The organism is Kitasatospora sp. MAA19, from assembly GCF_029894125.1.
In the GTDB taxonomy this organism is placed as follows: Bacteria; Actinomycetota; Actinomycetes; order Streptomycetales; family Streptomycetaceae; genus Kitasatospora.
Map to the genome: position 1 here is coordinate 273345 of NZ_JARXYZ010000003.1, position 14202 is coordinate 287546.

Annotated in this window: 15 protein-coding genes and 1 tRNA gene; 8 read left to right on the forward strand and 8 right to left on the reverse strand. The window is 73.5% G+C overall.

Annotated features, from left to right (window positions below; genetic code table 11):
* Nucleotides 1-39 precede the first annotated feature (39 nt).
* A tRNA-Tyr gene (locus tag P3T27_RS06825) sits at nt 40-120 on the reverse strand.
* Between the two features lie 217 nt (nt 121-337).
* On the opposite strand from P3T27_RS06825, the gene P3T27_RS06830 reads away from it, so the two are divergent.
* Nucleotides 338-826 carry a YajQ family cyclic di-GMP-binding protein gene (locus P3T27_RS06830; protein WP_063348915.1) on the forward strand — a complete coding sequence of 163 codons (489 nt, stop codon included), beginning with the start codon at nt 338-340 and terminating at the stop codon, nt 824-826.
* A 70-nt stretch (nt 827-896) separates the two neighbouring features.
* Here P3T27_RS06830 and P3T27_RS06835 read toward each other — a convergent pair whose 3' ends face one another.
* A complete protein-coding gene (locus tag P3T27_RS06835; RefSeq protein WP_280675290.1) occupies nt 897-1388 on the reverse strand; it encodes a hypothetical protein in 492 nt (163 codons plus the stop codon).
* 42 nt (nt 1389-1430) lie between these two features.
* Nucleotides 1431-2084 carry a helix-turn-helix domain-containing protein gene (locus P3T27_RS06840; protein ID WP_280675292.1) on the reverse strand — a complete coding sequence of 218 codons (654 nt, stop codon included), beginning with the start codon at nt 2082-2084 and terminating at the stop codon, nt 1431-1433.
* 172 nt (nt 2085-2256) lie between these two features.
* On the opposite strand from P3T27_RS06840, the gene P3T27_RS06845 reads away from it, so the two are divergent.
* From P3T27_RS06845 to mug, 5 genes are all read left to right on the forward strand, one after another.
* On the forward strand, nt 2257-3609 hold the full coding sequence (locus tag P3T27_RS06845) for an MFS transporter (protein ID WP_280675294.1): 1353 nt from the start codon (nt 2257-2259) through the stop codon (nt 3607-3609).
* 447 nt (nt 3610-4056) lie between these two features.
* Complete coding sequence (locus P3T27_RS06850) at nt 4057-5409, forward strand: dipeptidase (protein ID WP_280675295.1); 1353 nt, start codon at nt 4057-4059, stop codon at nt 5407-5409.
* Nucleotides 5410-5493: 84 nt separating this feature from the next.
* The gene (locus P3T27_RS06855) at nt 5494-6573 is read left to right on the forward strand and encodes an aminopeptidase P family protein (RefSeq protein ID WP_280675776.1); all 1080 of its coding nucleotides are present in this window, start codon (nt 5494-5496) and stop codon (nt 6571-6573) included.
* A gap of 143 nt (nt 6574-6716) precedes the next feature.
* Nucleotides 6717-7739, forward strand: a complete 1023-nt coding sequence (locus P3T27_RS06860; protein ID WP_280675297.1) for a phosphatase PAP2 family protein — start codon at nt 6717-6719, stop codon at nt 7737-7739.
* Entirely contained in the window at nt 7712-8278 is a 567-nt protein-coding gene (gene mug / locus P3T27_RS06865) for a G/U mismatch-specific DNA glycosylase (protein ID WP_280675299.1), read from the forward strand. Before P3T27_RS06860 ends, mug begins: the two co-directional genes overlap by 28 nt.
* Here the strand turns inward: mug and P3T27_RS06870 are convergent.
* Both P3T27_RS06870 and P3T27_RS06875 read right to left on the reverse strand, forming a co-directional pair.
* A complete protein-coding gene (locus P3T27_RS06870; protein ID WP_280675301.1) occupies nt 8218-8505 on the reverse strand; it encodes a hypothetical protein in 288 nt (95 codons plus the stop codon). The genes mug and P3T27_RS06870 overlap by 61 nt on opposite strands.
* Complete coding sequence (locus P3T27_RS06875; protein WP_280675303.1) at nt 8502-9410, reverse strand: sigma-70 family RNA polymerase sigma factor; 909 nt, start codon at nt 9408-9410, stop codon at nt 8502-8504. Before P3T27_RS06875 ends, P3T27_RS06870 begins: the two co-directional genes overlap by 4 nt.
* A 73-nt stretch (nt 9411-9483) precedes the next feature.
* Between P3T27_RS06875 and P3T27_RS06880 the strand changes: the two genes are divergently transcribed.
* Nucleotides 9484-10185, forward strand: coding sequence for an NAD(P)H-dependent oxidoreductase (locus tag P3T27_RS06880; RefSeq protein WP_280675305.1), 702 nt, complete (start codon nt 9484-9486; stop codon nt 10183-10185).
* Nucleotides 10186-10261: 76 nt separating this feature from the next.
* Here the strand turns inward: P3T27_RS06880 and P3T27_RS06885 are convergent, their stop codons facing one another.
* From P3T27_RS06885 to ctaD, 3 genes are all read right to left on the reverse strand, one after another.
* Nucleotides 10262-11215, reverse strand: coding sequence for a M48 family metalloprotease (locus P3T27_RS06885; RefSeq protein ID WP_280675307.1), 954 nt, complete (start codon nt 11213-11215; stop codon nt 10262-10264).
* Nucleotides 11216-11218: 3 nt separating this feature from the next.
* The gene (locus tag P3T27_RS06890) at nt 11219-11644 is read right to left on the reverse strand and encodes a BlaI/MecI/CopY family transcriptional regulator (protein WP_280675309.1); all 426 of its coding nucleotides are present in this window, start codon (nt 11642-11644) and stop codon (nt 11219-11221) included.
* Nucleotides 11645-11793: 149 nt separating this feature from the next.
* Nucleotides 11794-13452: a cytochrome c oxidase subunit I gene (gene ctaD / locus P3T27_RS06895; protein WP_280675779.1), complete on the reverse strand. Its 1659-nt coding sequence runs from the start codon at nt 13450-13452 to the stop codon at nt 11794-11796.
* 263 nt (nt 13453-13715) lie between these two features.
* On the opposite strand from ctaD, the gene P3T27_RS06900 reads away from it, so the two are divergent.
* Entirely contained in the window at nt 13716-14180 is a 465-nt protein-coding gene (locus tag P3T27_RS06900) for a hypothetical protein (protein WP_280675311.1), read from the forward strand.
* The last annotated feature ends 22 nt before the right edge of the window (nt 14181-14202 follow it).

Sequence of the window (14202 nt, forward strand, 5' to 3'; positions counted from 1 at the left end):
CCTACGTTTCCGCAGGTCAGGGACCGCTTTTCTATCCGGTGGCTGGTGCAGGGTTCGAACCTGCGTAGCTTGCGCGACAGATTTACAGTCTGCTCCCTTTGGCCGCTCGGGCAACCAGCCAGGATGTTCGCCTCCGGGGGCTTGCGCCCCGTTCGACTTCGTAAACGATACCCGATGCCGGGGGGTGCTTCGCCACTCGATTGGTCACGTGATGATCAAGGGGTACCGCGTGGCTGTCGGGGGCGGGGGCGGGGTGGCGCTGGATAGGCTGGGGAGGCGGACGCCCGGTGGGGCGGGCCGTGTCAGTGAAGCCAGAGCATCAAGGAGACCAACACCCATGGCCGACTCCAGTTTCGACATCGTCTCGAAGGTCGAGTGGCAGGAGGTCGACAACGCGATCAACCAGACCTCCCGTGAGATCGCCACCCGTTTCGACTTCAAGGGCGTCGGCGGCGAGATCAGCCGCTCCGGCGAGAAGATCGAGATGAAGGCCAACGGCGAGGAGCGCGTGAAGGCCATCCTGGACGTCTTGCAGGGCAAGTTCATCAAGCGCGGACTGTCGCTCAAGGCCCTGGACGCCGGCGAGCCGCAGCTGTCCGGCAAGGAGTACAAGATCTTCGCGGACATCAAGGAGGGCATCTCCACGGAGGATGCCAAGAAGGTCGCGAAGATCATCCGCGACGAGGGCCCGAAGGGCGTCAAGGCGCAGGTCCAGGGTGACGAGCTGCGGGTCAGCTCGAAGAGCCGCGACGACCTGCAGACCGTCCAGGCACTGCTCAAGGGCAAGGACCTGGACTTCGCGATCCAGTACGTGAACTACCGCTGACCCCTGGGGGGTTGTGCGGCAGGGCCCCGCTCCCGGGATGGGAGCGGGGCCCTTCCCGCGGGTGGGCCGGTCAGTCGGCGGCGGCCCAGCCGTCGGTGCTGCGGTGGGCGGACAGGCCGACGGAATCGAACTCGTCCACCCGGCCCTCCTCGGTGCGGGCGCCGAGCCGCCGCAGGGCGCGGGAGATCGGGCTGCCCTCGGGCGGGGAGGGCTCGAACTCGCCGCTGGTGAGCGGGCCGAGGGTGATCCGGCCGTCGTCCCAGACGGCGGCGCGCTGCGTGCCGCTGCCGCCGAAGTAGTCGGCCTCGACGCAGGCGATCGGGCCGGCCTTGGACCAGGCGGCGAGCCGGAGCTCGAAGCCCTCCGGGTGCCAGCCGAAGCCGGCCCCGTCGGCGGCCTTGCGGGTGTCGCCGTCGGACTGGAGCGCGGAGAGCACCGCGGGGGTGACCGGGATCAGGGCCAGCCCCTGCGCCAGTGGCACCACCCGGGCCACCGGGACCTCCGCCGCCGCGACCGCCAGCAGCTCACATGTTCCTATCAGCGCCTGGAGTTCATAGGGCATGTCGGACATCGTGTCCCACCGCACCGACAGTCGGCCCGGAGTTTATGATTCCGTGCCCGTCCGGAGTCCGTAGAGCAGGGTGAAGAGCGTCACGTCCATCGCGTCCTCGGCCGTGCTGGGCGCTTCCTCGTTCAGTTCGTCGAGGAGGTCGGCGAGTTGGGTCCGCAGCCGGAGCAGCCGGTCCGGGCTGAGCCGCAGCACCGAGTGCGCGAACAGGCCGGGCGGGCCGGCCGATCCGTCCCGGGGCGAGCTGAAGTCCAGCCGCCCGCCGAGGACCTGGGCGCGGAAGTCGCCGCGGACCCGGTCGATGGCGGCCAGGATGGCGTCGTACGCCTCGGAGCGGGCCGGTGAGTCGGCGGTGAACATCTCCGGGGCGAGCCGGATCGACTCCTGGGCGGCGGTGTAACGGCTCTCGACGATGCCGGAGACGAGCCGGGTGCCGGCCACCATGATCAGCCCGGCCTTCTCCAGCTGCTTGATGTGCCGGTAGAGCTTGGTCTGCGGCTCGCCGAGCGCGGCGGCGATCTCCTTGGCGGTCTGCGGGCGGTCCTCGGCGGACTTCAGGGCGCCGAGGATGGCCAGCCGCAGCGGGTCGGCCAGCGCCTTGAGGACGGCGACGTCGGCCACCTGGCGTTCCTTGACCCAGGTGGCGGGCTGCTCGCCGCCGTCGGCGGGTCTCGGATCGTGCTCGGCCACGGGCACACCTTCGCAGATCGGCCGCGCCGCACGCAATCACGCTCCGGTGAGCAATCACGATCCAGTGAGCAATCATGCTCCGGTTAGCAATCACTCTTGCGCAACCAATCACGGACGCGCAATCATTCACGACAGCGTGAACGATGGCGAAAGCGCGAACGATGGGGCGGGCATGGCGGGGAACAGCGCGGCGGGGAACAGGACGACGGTCGACGAGCCGCGGCCGATCACGGCGGCGAACACGGCAGCGGAAGCGGAGGCGGAAACCGCCGCACCGCCCGTCCCGCTGCGGCGGAACCTGCGGTTCCAGGCGCTCTGGGCCGGCCAGGCCGCCGCGTCGCTCGGCATGCGGGTCGGCGACACCGCCTTCCCCCTGCTGGTCCTCGCGCTCACCGGCTCCTCCACCGCCGCCGGAGCCTTCGGCGCCGTGCAGATGATCACGACCCTGCTGCTGGGCATCCACGGCGGCGCCGTCGCCGACCGCCTCGACCGCCGCCGGGTGCTGATCACCTCCGACGCCGCCCGGCTGCTCGCAGCGACGAGCGTCCCGGTGGCCATGGCCTTCGACCGGCTCACCTTGCCCCACCTGCTGCTGGTCGCCGCCGCCATCGGGGCGACCATGGCGTACAGCGGCCCGGTCCGGATGCTGGCGGTGCGCTCGGTGGTCGCGCCGGAGCAGCTGGCGCAGGCACTCGCCCAGGACGAGGCCCGGCTGAACGGGGCCGCGCTGGCCGGTCCGCCGCTGGCCGGTTTCCTGTACGGGCTCGGCGGCGCCGTGCCCTTCCTCGGGACCACGTTCACCTCCCTGCTCGCGCTGGTGTCCGCGCTCGTGGTGCGCTTCCCCGGCCGGCCCGCCGACGCGCGACCGAACCACGAGCCCGGAACGGCGGAGCCGCAGCCCGAGTCCGGCGGCGCCCTGGCCGGGTTCCGCCTGCTCGCCGCCTCCCCGCTGCTGCGCTCCGTCCTGGGCGTCCTGCTGGTGGTCAACCTCGCCGGGGCCGCCCTGGTGCTGCCGGTGATGGTGCTGCTGCGGGAGCAGGGCACGGGCAGCGGCGGGATCGGCCTGGCGCTGGCCGGCGAGGCGGTCGGGGCGCTGGCCGGAGCGGTCCTGGTCTCCCGGCTGCACCGGATGGCCGGGCCCGGCGCCCTGCTGCTGGTGGTGGCGTGGGCCACCGTGCCGGTGCCGCTGGCACCGCTGCTGCCGGGCGGGGCGGTCACCGTGTTCGCCGGGCTGTTCGTGGTGGGGCTCGGCCTTCCGTCCCTGCGGGTGATGCTGGATCTGCTGGTCTTCCGGCAGGTGCCGGACGAGCTCCGCGGCCGGGTGATCGCGGCGACCATGACGCTGCTGACCGCGGGCATGCCCGCCGGGACGCTCGGCAGCGGCCTGCTGCTGGACCACTTCTCCCCCTCCGTCGCGCTGGCCGGGATCACCGCCCTGCTCGCGGTCGCCCTGCTGCCCGCGACCGCGAGCCGGACGCTGCGCCGCGCCGTCTGGCCGACCGCGCCGGCCCCCTCCCAGGCCTGACCGGCGATCACCCGCACGGGTGCACGCCGCATGCGGCGGCCTCGGCAACCGGGTGAACTGGCCGGGTACGGCCCGCCCCCGGGGCTCTTCCCAGGCGGCATCCGGGCCCGGGGCGCCTCGCGCCCGGACCTCGCGCAGCCGACCGGGGCCGTACCCGAGGAGGACAGATGGGTTCCACGGACGCGCCCCCACCCGGCCAGGGCGGCCCCGACGAGGCCGGCGGCCCGGGCGGTTCCGGCGAGGCCGGCGCCCCGGGCGGTTCCGGCGGATCCGGTGACCCGAGAAGCCCTGGCGACCAGAGCGGCCCCGGTGCCCCGGGCGGCCAGGCCGGCCCGACCACCCGGGATTCGCCCAGCTGCACGCCACCGATCTGGCCGACGAGAAGGCCGGGCAGCTGTCCGCCGCGCTGGGTTCGACCCGCTACCCGGCGCCCGCCCAGGAGCCCAGATGACCGATGAACTCGCTCACCGAATAGCCGAGTTGATGCCACGCGCCAAGGCCGACCTGGCCGAGCTGGTGGCCATCCCGTCCGTCGCCGACCCCCGCCAGTACCCGCCGGAGAAGTGCCGCCAGGCCGCCGAGTGGGTCGCCGCCGCCTTCGCCGAGGCCAGCCTGCGCGACGTCCACCTGGAGGAGACCCCGGACGGCAGCTACGCCGTGGTCGGCCACCGACCGCCCCCGCCCGGCGCCCCGACCGTGCTGCTCTACTGCCACTACGACGTCCAGCCCCCGCTCGACGCCGCCGCCTGGGCCTCCCCGCCGTTCGAACTCACCGAACGGGACGGCCGCTGGTACGGGCGCGGTGCCGCCGACTGCAAGGGCAACATCGTCATGCACCTCACCGCGCTGCGGGCGCTCGGCGACGGCGTCCCGGTCGGCCTCAAACTGGTCGTCGAGGGCTCCGAGGAGCAGGGCACCGGCGGCCTGGAGGAGTACGTGCCCCCGCACGCCGGGGAGTTGCACGCGGACGCCCTGTTGGTCTGCGACACCGGCAACGCCGCCGTCGGCGTCCCCACCGCCACCACCTCGCTGCGCGGGGTCACCAACGTGGTGGTCACCGTCAGGGCGCTCAAGGGCGACCTGCACTCCGGCATGTTCGGCGGCCCCGCGCCGGACGCGCTCGCCGCGCTGATCCGGCTGCTCGACTCGCTGCGCGACGCCGTCGGCGGCACCCGGATCGACGGCCTGGACTGCACCGGCACCTGGAGCGGCGTCGGCTACGACGAGACGCAGTTCCGCGCCGACGCCGGTGTGCTGGACGACGTCCGGCTGACCGGCTCCGGGACGGTCGCCGACCGGCTCTGGGCCCGCCCGGCGGTGACCGTCCTCGGCATCGACTGCCCGCCCGTGGTCGGCTCCGCCGCCGCCGTCCCGGCCACCGCCCGGGCCCGGGTGAGCCTACGGGTACCGCCCGGCACCGAGGCGCGCGCCGCCCAGGACGCGCTGATCGCGCACCTGGAGGCCGCCGCGCCCTGGGGCGTGCTGGTGGAGGTCGAGCGGGAGAGCGCCGGTGCGCCGTTCCGCGCGGAGACCGGCGGGCCCGCGTACGCCGCGCTCGACAAGGCGATGCGGGAGGTCTACGGCAAGCCGATCTCCTTCCTCGGCCAGGGCGGCTCGATCCCGCTCTGCAACGTGTTCGCCACCGCCTTCCCGGCGGCGGAGATCGTGCTGATGGGCGTCGAGGAGCCGCGCTGCCTGATCCACGCGCCGAACGAGAGCGTCGACCCCGGCGAGATCGAGCACATGGCCCACGTCGAGGCCCTGTTCCTGCGGCACTTCGCCAACTCCGCCCGAACATGATGGAGTTTCAGCGTTAACCCGTCCGGCCCTGAGGAGGACCCCACCGTGCCTCGCCCCTTCACCACCGAGGACTACACCGCCCGAATGGCCCGGGCCACCGCCGACGCGACCGCAGCCGGGCTGACCGGCCTGGTCATCGCCCCCGGCCCCGACCTGGTCTACCTGTGCGGTTACCAGCCCACCGCGATCACCGAGCGGCTCACCGCCCTGGTGCTCACCGCCGGGCGCGAACCCGCGCTGGTCGTCCCCAAACTGGAGCGCCCGGACGCCGAGAAGGCGGCCGGCGCCCCGGCCCTGTGCCTGCTCGACTGGTCCGACGGCGAGGACCCGTACGCCACCGCCGGCCCGCTGCTCGACCCGGCCGGTCGGTACGGCATCTCCGACAACGCCTGGGCGATGCACCTGCTCGGCCTCCAGGCGGCGCTGCCCGGCACCGGCTTCACCTCGCTCACCGAGACCCTGCCGATGCTGCGCGCGGTCAAGGGCTCCGACGAGCTGGAACTGCTGGCCGCGGCCGGCGGCGCCGCGGACGCCGCCTACCGGGGCATCCTGGAGGTCGGGTTCGCCGGCCGCCGGGAGACCGACGTCGCCGCCGACCTCGGCGCGCTGCTCATCCAGTACGGGCACAGCCAGGTCGACTTCACCGTGGTCGGCTCCGGCCCGAACGGCGCCAACCCGCACCACGAGGCCAGCGACCGGGTGATCCAGCCGGGCGACACCGTGGTGCTGGACTTCGGCGGCCTCAAGGACGGCTACGGCTCCGACACCACCCGCACCGTGCACGTCGGCACCGAGGTGCCGGCGGAGGTCCAGGAGGTGCACGACGTGGTCCGGCTCGCCCAGCAGACCGCGTTCGAGGCGGTCCGCCCCGGGATCAGCTGCCAGGAGATCGACCGGATCGCCCGACGGGTGATCACCGAGGCCGGCTACGGCGAGTACTTCATCCACCGCACCGGCCACGGCATCGGCATCACCACGCACGAACCGCCGTACCTGGTCGAGGGCGAGGAGCGGCCGCTGGTGCCCGGCATGTGCTTCTCCATCGAGCCCGGCATCTACCTGCCCGGCCGCTTCGGGGTGCGGATCGAGGACATCGTCACGGTCACCCCGACCGGCGGACGCCGGCTCAACAACACCCCGCACGAGCTGGGGATCGTCTCCTGAACCGCCCGACCGACCACCCGCCCGACCGGCCGGGGCCTTGCGCCGGCCGGTCGGGCGGGGCTTCCGCCGGCCGGGGCAATTCTTAAGATCCGGTCACCGTCCACCCAGAGTCCTCCAAGCTTGTCTTGCTAGTTTCAGTGCGCATGACCAAGCTGCTCCGCCCGGCCCCACCACCGCCCGTGCGGGCCGGGCGACTGCGACCCGTGACCCCGCCCCGCCGACACCCCGCCCTGGCGGGACTGCGGTTGCTGGCCTGGCCGCTCTACCTGCTCGGCTTCGTCTGGTACCTGCGGGCCGAGGGCCTGCCGTCCGCCAACGACGTGGTGTTCTGCTGGCTGATCGGCGCGCTGCTGACCGCCGCCGTCCACAGCGGGCACGGCTGGCGCAGCTTCCTGCTGGTCCTGCGCGACTGGGTGCCGGTGATGGCCGCGGTCTGGACGTACTCGCTGCTGCGCGGCTACGGCGCGCACACCCCGTGGGCCCCGCACTGGCTGCCGCAGCTGCGCGCCGACGAGGTGCTCGGCTTCGGCGAGACCTGGACCGTCCGGCTCCAGCACGCGCTGTGGACGCCCGGCTCGCCGCACTGGTACGACTACGCGGCCGCCGCCGTCTACCTCTCGCACTTCTTCCTGGTCTTCGTCCTGCTCGCGGTGCTCTGGCGGCGCCGGCACGACCGGTTCCGGCAACTGCTCGCCTGCTACCTGTTGCTCACCTTCGCGGGCTTCGCGACGTACCTGCTCTACCCCGCCGACCCGCCGTGGCTGGTCGCCCAGGAGGGCCACCTGCCGGGGCTCACCCGGGTGGTGTGGGACGTGATCTCCTCGAGCGGGCTGCCGCAGGCCGACTCGCTGGTCGAGAACGGCAGCCAGTTCGCCAACGACGTCGCCGCGATGCCCTCGCTGCACTCCGCCTACCCGGCGATGCTGCTGTTCTTCTTCTGGCCGACGGCCCGCCCCTGGCTGCGGGCGCTGCTGGTCGCCTATCCGCTCGCGATGGCGTTCACCCTGGTGTACGGCGCCGAGCACTTCATCGTCGACATCTTCGCGGGCTGGGCGTACGCGGCCGTGGTGGTGTTCGGCCTGCGCCTGCTGAGGGACCGGCGTACCGGACTCGCCCGGGGGAGGGCAGACTTGGCCGAGTGCCGACTCAGCCCCACCCCCCAGTGAAGCCCACCGCCGAGCAGTTGCTGGCCGCCAAGGACACCACCATCCCGGACGTCACCGGGCCCGGGCTGCGGGTGCTGTTCTGCGGCATCAACCCGGGCCTGTGGTCCGGCGCCACCGGGCACCACTTCGCCCGCCCCGGCAACCGCTTCTGGCCCGCCCTGCACCGCTCCGGCTTCACCGCGCGCCAGTTGCGCCCGGACGAGCAGGGCGAGCTGCCCGCGCTCGGCCTGGGCATCACCAACGTCGCGGCGCGCGCCACCGCCAAGGCCGACGAGCTGACCGGCGAGGAGCTGCGCGAGGGCGGCGCCGCGCTCACCGACCGCGTGCTGCGGCTGCGTCCGCGCGTGCTGGCCGTGCTCGGCATCGGCGCCTACCGGACGGCCTTCGGGCAGCGGCGGGCCGCGATCGGCCGCCAGCCGGAGGGCATCGGCGAGACCGAGGTGTGGGTGCTGCCCAACCCGAGCGGGCTCAACGCGCACTACACGCTGGACGCGCTGGCCGCCGAGTTCCGCAGGCTCCGGGACGCGCTCGACGGCTGACGGGCGGTCGGGACGCACCCTGCGGCCGACGGGCGGTCGGGACGCACCCTGCGGCCGACGAGCGGGCAGGCCGCCGTCAGCCCGTCCGGCAGCGGGAGCTCGCGCAGTTCGCGGATCAGCGCCCGGACGGCGGCCGTCCCGGCCGGCCCGGGCGTGGTGACGTACCCGACGAAGCGGCTGGACGGGTGCGGCCCGAGGTCGGTGACGGCGAGGCCCGCCCTGGTCACCCCGGCAGCACGGCCAGCTCCAGGGCGGCCAGCCGGGCCGGGTCGGCGACCACCTCGTAGCCGGCCACCCGGCCGTCCGCCACCGCCACCCGCAGCACCAGCCGCAACCGCCCGCCCGGGGCGATCACGATCCCCGGCACCCCGTCCACCAGCGCCACCGCGCCGAACCGGGCCCGCCGGCCGAACACCGTCGTCTCCCGGGCCACCGTCGCCGCGCCCCGGGCCACCAGGGACCGACCGGCCGGCAGCGCGGCCGGATCGGCCCGGCGCACGACGTCCGGCGCCAGCACCGCCAACAGCGCGTCCAGATCCCCGCCCCGGGCGGCGGCCAGGAACGCCTCCACCACCCGCCGGTGCCCGGCCAGGCGCTCCGGCGCCAGCGCGGCCGTCCCCCGCACCCGCTGCCGGGCCCGGCTGGCCAGCTTCTTGGCGGCCACCGGGGTCCGGCCGACGATCGGCGCGATCTGCTCGAACGGCACCGCGAAGCCGTCGTGCAGCACGAAGGCGACCCGCTCGGCCGGCCCCAGCCGGTCCAGCACCACCAGCAGCGCCCGGCCCACCGACTCGACCAGCAGCGCCTCCCGCTCCGGGTCCGTCCCCTCGCCCACCGTCCCGTCGCCCGCCGCGGCAGCGGCCCCCGCCGCATCCGGCAGCGCGTCGCCGACCGGCTCCTCGCGGCGCACCGCGCGGGCCCGCAGCACGTCCAGGCAGAGCCGGGAGACCACCGTGGTCAGCCAGCCCGGCAGGTTGTCCACCTCGTCCGGCCCGGCCCGGTGCAGCCGCAGCCACGCCTCCTGGACGGCCTCCTCCGCCTCGCCCGTCGACCCGAGCATCCGCTGGGCGACCGCCCGCAGCCGCCCCCGCTCGGCCTCGAACCTCGCCGCCAGCACCTCGTCCCGGTCCATCGGTCACCTTTCCTCGGCCCGGCCCGTCACACCGCTGACGATCCGCCCAGCACCGAAGTGACGGGAGAACGCTGTGACCACCACCACCCTGCTGCACCTGGACTCCAGCATCAGCCTCGGCGACTCGGTCAGCCGCGCGCTGACCGCCCGGTTCGCCGCCGCCTGGCGTGCCCGGCACGGCGCCGCCGGCCGCTACGTCCACCGGGACCTCATCGCCGAACCCGTCGCCCCGATCGGTGCCGGGTACGCGGCCCTCGGCCGCCGCGTCGAGCGCAAGGGGACCGTCCCGGTCGCCGACGTCGCCGCCCTCGCCGAAGGCCCGGACGAGGAACGCGAGTGGTCCCTCACCCACCCGCTGATCAACCGGCTGCTCGCCGCCGACACCGTGCTGCTCGGCGTGCCGATGTACAACTTCGCCGTCCCGGCCGCGCTCAAGGCCTGGATCGATCGGATCGGCTTCCCCGGCAGCTACACCGACCCGGCCACCGGCGAGAGCCTGCTGCGCCGCACCCGGGTGGTGATCGCCGCCGCCCGTGGCGGCGGCTACGGGCCGGGCACCCCGCGCGAGGGTTTCGACTTCCAGATCCCTTACCTGCGGGCCTACTTCACCAACCTCGGCGTCCCGCCCGAGCGCCTGCACATCGTCGCGGCGGAGCTCACCCGCGCCGACGACGTCCCCGCCCTGGCCGGGCTGCAGCCGCTCGCCGTGAAGTCCCTGGCGGACGCCGAGGCCGCCCTGGACGCCCTCGCCGCCGGGCGGCCTACAGCGGGGTGACGGCTCTGTAGCGACCCTGCGGCGGGCCGGCGGCGGGTGACGGCCTGCAACGGGGTGACGGCCTACAGGTGACGGCCTACAACGGGGTGACGGCCTTCAGCACCACCAGCAGGGCCACGGCGGCGTTGAGCGCGCAGAGCGCCGACGCCGCCGTACCGGCCGCGGCGACCATCGCGGCCAGACCCGCCCGGGTCTTCGCCGGGGGCCAGTTTCGGGAAGTCGGCACCGGGCCGAGCAGCGCGGCGACCCGGCGCGGTACCGGGCCGGGCGTGGCCGTCGGGGCGGCGAAGGCCGCGAAACCGGGCGGGGTCGCGTGCGACACCAGGGCCGCCCGGGCCACCGCCCGCGCGGTGATCCGGCGGTCCCCCACCTCCTGGGCCGACTCCTCGTCCGCCCACCGCTCCGCGCTGAACGCCACCGCGTGCTGCAGCGGCCGCAGGAACGGGTTGACGCAGGCGGCCAGTTGGGTGGTCAGCAGGTACCGGTGGTGGCGGTGGCGCAGGTGCGCCCGCTCGTGCGCGAGCAGCGCCTCGCGCTCGTCCTCGGGCAGCCCGGCCAGCATCCCGGTGGAGACCACCACCCGACCCGGCGAGCCGGGCAGCGCGTACGCGTACGGGCTGCGGTCCGGCAGCACCGCGAGGTCGCCGGCCGGCCCGGGCCCCGCCGGCAGCCCGGTCAGCGCCCGCCGGGCCCGGGACCGCACCCGCAGGTGCCGGCCGACCGTCCGGGCGCAGGCCGCGGACACCAGGACCAGCAGCCACATCGCGGCCGTCCCGACCGTCTCGTGGTACGGCAGCGCGGCCCGCACCTCCGGGTCGGACCAACTGTCCGGGAGCGGGTTGCCGGGGATCTGCGCGGTGCCCACCACGCCGATCAGCCCGAGGCAGAGCACGCTGCACACCGCCATCACCGCGCTGATCACGGTCATCAGCCGGGCCGCACCGCGCGGGTGCAGGTGCTGCTCGGTGAGGCGCGCGATCGGTACCGCGGTCAGCGGCAGGATGAGCGGGAGGAAGACGAAGAAGCCCACGGGTCAGCTCTCACGGTCGGCCGCTGCCGGATCGGCGGACGCGGCGTCGAGCAGCGCCCGTAGCAGGTCCTCGTCATGCGGGAGCAGCGCGGTCACGAAGCTGGCCAGGACGGCGTCCCGGTCCGCTTCCCCGTCGAGCATCCGGCGCATCCGCAGGGCCGCCAGCCCGGCCGCGTCGGAGGAGGCCTGCCACAGGTAGGAGCGTCCCGAACGGCTCCGCGAGACGGCGTTCTTGGCGTGCAGCCGGGACAGGATGGTCATCACCGTGGTGTACGCCAGATCGCCCTCCAGGCGCTCCTGGACCCACCCCGCGGTGGCCGGGCCGGGCGCCTGTTGGAGCACCGCCAGCACCTGCGCCTCCAACTCCCCCTGGCCACGCCGTCGGGCGGGCGCCTCCACGGCCGCCGGGGCGTGCCTCTCGTCTGCCATGACGGCCCACTCCCTCCGGATGCCGCGCCCCGGAGCCGGCGGGGCACGCGTTCATCCTAACGAGCGGAAGCCCCGCACGAACCGGTCCGCGCACGCCTGCCCGGGCTTTCCGCCGCCGACCGCCCGACCCCTGCAAGCCCCGCCCCCGCTCAGCGCAGCGGTTCCCGCGCGTTCTGCCGCCGGTCGAGCTCGGCGATGTCGGGGTGGTGCAGGTCGAAGGCCGGGGACTCGGAGCGGATCCTCGGCAGCCGGACGAAGTTGTGCCGCGGCGGCGGGCAGGAGGTGGCCCACTCCAGCGACCGTCCGTACCCCCACGGGTCGTCGACGGTCACCTTCTCCCCGTAGCGGGCGGTGTTCCAGACGTTGTAGAGGAACGGCAGGGTGGAGGCGCCGAGCAGCAGGGAGCCGATGCTGGAGACGGTGTTGAGCGTGGTGAAGCCGTCCGAGGCGAGGTAGTCCGCGTACCGGCGCGGCATGCCCTCGGCGCCGAGCCAGTGCTGCACCAGGAAGGTCGCGTGGAAGCCGGCGAAGAGGGTCCAGAAGTGGATCCGCCCGAGCCGCTCGTCCAGCATCCGCCCGGTGAACTTGGGCCACCAGAAGTGGAATCCGGCGAACATCGCGAAGACGACGGTGCCGAAGACCACGTAGTGGAAGTGCGCGACGACGAAGTACGAGTCGGAGACGTGGAAGTCGACCGGCGGCGAGGCCAGCAGCACCCCGGTGAGGCCGCCGAACAGGAAGGTGACCAGGAAGCCGACCGTCCACAGCATCGGCGTCTCGAAGCTCAGCGATCCGTGCCACATGGTGCCGATCCAGTTGAAGAACTTCACCCCGGTCGGCACCGCGATCAGCATCGTCATGATCGAGAAGAACGGCAGCAGCACCTGTCCGGTGACGAACATGTGGTGCGCCCAGACCGTGATCGACAGCCCGGTGATGGCGATGGTCGCGCCGATCAGGCCGGAGTAGCCGAAGACCGGTTTGCGGCTGAACACCGGGATGATCTCGGTGACGATGCCGAAGAACGGCAGCGCGATGATGTACACCTCCGGGTGGCCGAAGAACCAGAACAGGTGCTGCCACAGCAGCGCCCCGCCGTTGGCCGCGTCGAAGACGTGCGAGCCGAACTTGCGGTCCGACTCCAGGCAGAGCAGGGCGGCGGCGAGCACCGGGAAGGCGAACAGCACCAGCACGGCGGTGAGCAGGATGTTCCAGACGAAGATCGGCAGCCGGAACAGCGTCATGCCGGGCGCCCGGAGGCAGACGATCGTGGTGATGAAGTTGACCGAGCCCAGGATCGTGCCGAAGCCGGAGAAGGCCAGTCCCATGATCCACAGGTCCGCGCCGAGGCCGGGGCTGTGCTCGGCGCTGTTCAGCGGCGCGTAGGCGAACCAGCCGAAGTCGGCGGCGCCGCCCGGGGTCAGGAAGCCGAACACGGCGATCAGCGAGCCGAACAGGTAGAGCCAGTAGGCGAGCGCGTTCAGCCGCGGGAAGGCCACATCGGGCGCGCCGATCTGCAGCGGCATGATCCAGTTGGCGAAGCCGGCGAACAGCGGGGTGGCGAACATCAGCAGCATGATCGTGCCGTGCATGGTGAACAGCTGGTTGAACTGCTGGTTGTCGAGCAACTGCATTCCGGGGCGCGCCAGTTCGAGGCGCATCAGCATCGCCATCAGGCCGCCGGCCAGGAAGAACAGGAAGGCGGTGGTCATATAGAGGGTGCCGATGCGCTTGTGGTCCGTGGTGGTCAGCCAGCCCACCAGCGCCCGGCCTCGGCGGCGGCGCCGGGCGGTGAACCAGTGCTCCAGCCGGGGGGCGCGCGACGGGTGCGGGGCCTGCTCGACGACGTCCTTCGGCAGAAGAGTCACGCAGCGCGCCTTCCGTGCTCGGGGCCGGACCGGGGCCGGACAGTAGTCGGACAACCACTACCAGTCGCCACCCGGGGCAGCCCGGGGCCGCGCACGACGCGTCACTCGAACGGCCCCTACCCGGTTGCCCGGCGCCCCGGCCCGACGGACGGTCGAAGTCCGTACGGTCCTCCCCTGGGCCCGTTCGGCCCTTGGAGGAGCCCATGACCAGCCCGTCGTCCAACCCCGAGCAGCCCTGGCGCACCGGCTCCGGCACACCGCGGCCGACGCCGGGCAACGAGTTCAGCGACTGGGCCCCCGGCCTGGTGATGTTCGCGGGCGTGCTGATGCTGATGAACGGCATCATGGAGGTCTTCCGGGGCATCATGGCGGTCTCCGACGACGACCTCTTCGTCCACACCCCCCGCTACGTCTTCCGGTTCGATCTCACCGGCTGGGGCTGGATCCACATCATCATCGGCGTCCTGGTCGCGGTGGTCGGCGCATTCCTCCTCAAGGGTGCCGCCTGGGCCCGCTTCGCCGGCATCTTCCTCACCGCACTGAGCGCCCTCGAGAGCTTCCTGGCGCTGCCGTACTACCCGTTCTGGTCGCTCGTGGTGATCGCGCTGGACATCTTCATCATCTGTGCGCTCTGCGTCTACCGCCCCGGGGCGGGCGCCCCGTCCTGACGACCCGGTGGTCCGCGCGCCC